We start from the raw sequence: 3,141 nt of genomic DNA, 5'->3' as shown, positions 1-3,141 counted from the left end.
CGTGGCCAGGAAGTCGTCGGCGTCGCGCCAGAAGGCGCTGCGGATGTCGTCGCGTTCCATCAGGATCTCGTGCCGGGCGTCCGGATAGACGCTGACCCGGCACTGCGGCAGCAATCGGGCGACCCGTTGAGCGGCGGCGTTGTCGACCAGCCGCTCCTGCCCGGCCAGCAGCATCAGCACCGGCACCCGGATCGACGGCGCCTCCCGCGCGATCGCGGCGGAGGAGCGGAAGGCCGCCGCCAGCCAGCCCCAGGTGATGCCGGAGACGCGATACTCCGGATGGTCGCGGAACCAGTCGGCCTGGATGCGGTTGCGCACCGGGTCGCTGGACAGGAGCAGCCGCGGGTCGAGCAGCCGCTGCGCGTCATAGCCGCCCTCGCCCGGGGCATAGCGGCGGCCGCGGCCGAACGACGCTGCCACCGGGGACAGCAGCCGCGCCACCCGCTGCACCGCCGGCACCGCGATCGGCGTCACCATCGGTGCGGTCAGGATCGCCCCGGCCGCGAGGTACGGCCGGGCGGCCAGCAGCCGCAGCGCCAGATGCCCGCCCATGGAATGGCCGAGGATGACCAGCGGCCCCTCCCCCACCGGCCGCACCACCTGGTCGATCAGACGGGCGGCGTCGTCCACCAGCGGGTCGAAACTGTCGTAATGCCCGGTCTCGTCGCCCACCGGGGTGCGCGACGACAGGCCCTGGCCGCGCCAGTCGAAGCCGAAGACGCGAAAACCGCGGGCGATCAGCTCGCCCGCGGTCTCACGGTACTTCTCGATGAACTCGCTGCGGCCGTTCAGGATCAGCACGGTGCCGCGCACCCGCCCCTCCGGCTCCGGCCACGCGCCCCAGCGCAGCCGCGCCCCGTCCGGCGTCGTCAGGACATCCGTGCGGGGCGCGGCGGCGAGGTCCATGATCTCAGATCCCGGGCCCTGTAGCGTTGCCTCTCCCGCAAGCGGGAGAGGTCGGAGACGCGAAGCGGCTCCGGGTGAGGGCCCTTTCCCACCGCCTGTGCCAGCCCTCACCCGGACACCCTGGCGGATGTCCGACCTCTCCCGCCACGCGGGAGAGGCAACGTGGCAGAGCCTGTGGCCACCGACGGGAAACCGCCCCCATCATTCTACTCGGCCTTCACCTCGGCCTTCAGCGCCGCTTGCGCCGCGGCCAGGCGGGCGATCGGCACCCGGTAGGGCGAGCAGGAGACGTAGTCGAGCCCGACCGATTCGCAGAAATGGATCGAGGCCGGGTCGCCGCCATGCTCGCCGCAGATGCCGAGCTTGATGCCGCTGCGGGTCTTGCGGCCGCGCTCCGCCGCCAGCGACACCAACTCGCCCACGCCGTCGCGGTCGAGGGTGACGAAGGGGTCCTGCTCCAGGATGCCGGCGCGGGTGTAGTCCGGCAGGAAGGTGCCAGCATCGTCGCGGCTGATGCCGAAGGTGGTCTGGGTCAGGTCATTGGTGCCGAAGGAGAAGAACTCTGCCGTCTCCGCCAGCTCATGCGCCCGCAGCGCCGCACGGGGCAGCTCGATCATGGTGCCGACCAGGAAGTCGAGCTTGATGCCCTTCTCCTGCTCGACCGCGGCGGCCACCGCCACGATCGCGGCCTTGAGGATGTCGAGCTCCTTCTTCGAGAAGGCGAGCGGGATCATGATCTCCGGCGTCACCGTCTCGCCGGACGCGGACTTGACCTCGGCCACCGCCTCGAAGATCGCCCGCGCCTGCATCTCGTAGATCTCCGGGAAGGAGATGCCGAGGCGGCAGCCGCGATGGCCGAGCATCGGGTTGCTCTCATGCAGCTGCGCGGTGCGGTGCCGCACCCGGCCGAGATCGACGCCGGCGGTGCGGGCCACCTCCTCCAGGTCCTCCTCGGTCCGCGGCAGGAACTCGTGCAGCGGCGGGTCGAGCAGGCGGATGGTGACCGGCAGGCCCTTCATGATGGTGAACAGCTCGACGAAATCCTTGCGCTGCATCGGCAGGATCTCGGCCAGCGCCGCCTTCCGCGCCTCCACCGTCTCGGCCACGATCATGCGGCGCACCGCGGTGATGCGGTCGGCCTCGAAGAACATGTGCTCGGTCCGGCACAGGCCGATGCCCTCGGCCCCGAACTTGCGCGCGGTGCGGGCGTCGAGCGGGGTCTCGGCATTGGTGCGGATCTTCATCCGCCGGACCTCGTCGGCCCAGCCCATCAGCGTGGCGAAGTCGCCGGACAGCTCGGGCTGCACCGTCGGCACCTCGCCCTTCATCACCTCGCCGGCGGCGCCGTCGATGGTGATGACGTCGCCGGCCTTGAGCGTGACGCCGCCGACCGAGACCGTCTTCGCCTTGGTGTCGATGCGCAGCTCGCCGGCGCCGGAGACGCAGGCCCGCCCCATGCCGCGGGCCACCACCGCCGCGTGGCTGGTCATGCCGCCGCGGGTGGTCAGGATGCCGGCGGCGGCGTGCATGCCGTGGATGTCCTCGGGGCTGGTCTCCTCGCGGACGAGAATCACCTTGTCGCCCATCTGGGCCAGGGTCTCGGCCTCGTCCGCGGTCAGCACGATCTTGCCGGAGGCGGCGCCGGGCGAGGCCGGCAGGCCCTTGGCGATGACCTCGCGCTTGGCCTTCGGGTCCAGCGTCGGGTGCAGCAGCTGGTCCAGCGCTTGTGGCTCGACCCGGCGCACCGCCTCGCGCTGGTCGATCACGCCGGCCTTGGCAAGTTCGACCGCGATGCGCAGCGCCGCGGCGGCGGTGCGCTTGCCGTTGCGGGTCTGCAGGATGTAGAGCCGGCCCTGCTGGACCGTGAACTCGATGTCCTGCATGTCGCGGTAATGGCCTTCCAGCCGGTCGCGGATGTCGCAGAGCTGCCGGAAGGTCTCCGGCATCGTCTCCTCCATCGACGGCAGGTCGCTGCCCGCCGCCTCGCGCGACACCTTGGTCAGGTTCTGCGGCGTGCGGATGCCGGCGACCACGTCCTCGCCCTGGGCGTTGACCAGGTACTCGCCGTAGAACGCGTTCTCGCCGGTCGACGGATTGCGGGTGAAGGCCACGCCGGTGGCGCAGTCGTCGCCCATATTGCCGAACACCATGGCCTGGACGGTCACCGCCGTGCCCCAGCTGGCCGGGATGTCGTGCAGCCGGCGATAGGTGATGGCCCGCTGGTTCATCCAGGAG

General features: G+C 71.2%; 2 protein-coding genes. Both read right to left on the bottom strand.

Annotated features, from left to right (window positions below; translation table 11 throughout):
* The coding region (locus tag ABDW35_RS34815; protein WP_343718423.1) for an alpha/beta hydrolase at nucleotides 1-906 on the bottom strand (906 nt) is incomplete at its 3' end.
* Between the two features lie 206 nt (nucleotides 907-1,112).
* A partial coding sequence (gene ppdK, locus ABDW35_RS34810) for a pyruvate, phosphate dikinase (RefSeq protein WP_343718422.1) occupies nucleotides 1,113-3,141 on the bottom strand: 2,029 nt, incomplete at its 5' end.

The sequence above is a fragment of the Inquilinus sp. genome (assembly GCF_039594555.1).
Lineage (GTDB): Bacteria > Pseudomonadota > Alphaproteobacteria > DSM-16000 > Inquilinaceae > Inquilinus.
The sequence above is the reverse complement of the archived record's forward strand: the minus strand, read 5'-3'. Positions and strand labels throughout refer to the sequence as shown.